Source organism: Agromyces binzhouensis (genome assembly GCF_004135055.1).
Classification (GTDB): Bacteria; Actinomycetota; Actinomycetes; order Actinomycetales; family Microbacteriaceae; genus Agromyces; species Agromyces binzhouensis.
Genome location: NZ_SDPL01000840.1, coordinates 1 through 505, shown reverse-complemented (window position 1 = coordinate 505; position 505 = coordinate 1). Strand labels below are relative to the sequence as shown.

Here is a 505-nt window from a genome sequence, read left to right as displayed (position 1 = left end):
CGAGCGGGCGGCGGAGATCGTCGCCGAGCGCGCGCCCGACGTCCAGACCGACGTCCGCAGCGCGGGCGGGGACGCCGCCGAGGCGCTCATCGCGGTGTCGCGCCGGGCGGTCCTCACGGTGACCGGGCGGCGCGTCGCGAGCCGGGGATTCCTGCCGCTCGGCCGCACCAACGCCGACCTGCTCATGAACCTGGCGGGGCCCGTCGTCGTCGTGCCGCAGGTGGCGGTCGAGGCGTACCTCGTCGGCTGGGCCGTCGCCTGATCCGTTCGTCGGCGAGCGGATGCCGCATCCGCCGCACGCGGCTCGAGACCCCCCGTTCGGGAGGTGCCGACGCCGTTCCGCAGGTATGCTGCTGCACTGCGGCAGTACGACGGACGAGGCGATGGACGGCATGGAAGACCCCGGGGCGGGCCAGGGTGCAGGGCGGCGAGGCCGTCACGCGGCCCCTCCCGCCGGTCCGACCGGTCCGCTGAGCCGGGCCGTCGCCGCAGCGGCCGCCGCCAC

General features: G+C 77.0%; 1 protein-coding gene. It reads left to right on the top strand.

Annotated elements, in window-relative coordinates; all coding sequences use genetic code 11:
- Window positions 1–262: hypothetical protein (locus ESO86_RS19695; protein WP_207207242.1), on the top strand; the 262-nt coding region annotated here is incomplete at its 5' end.
- Between the last annotated feature and the right edge of the window lie 243 nt (window positions 263–505).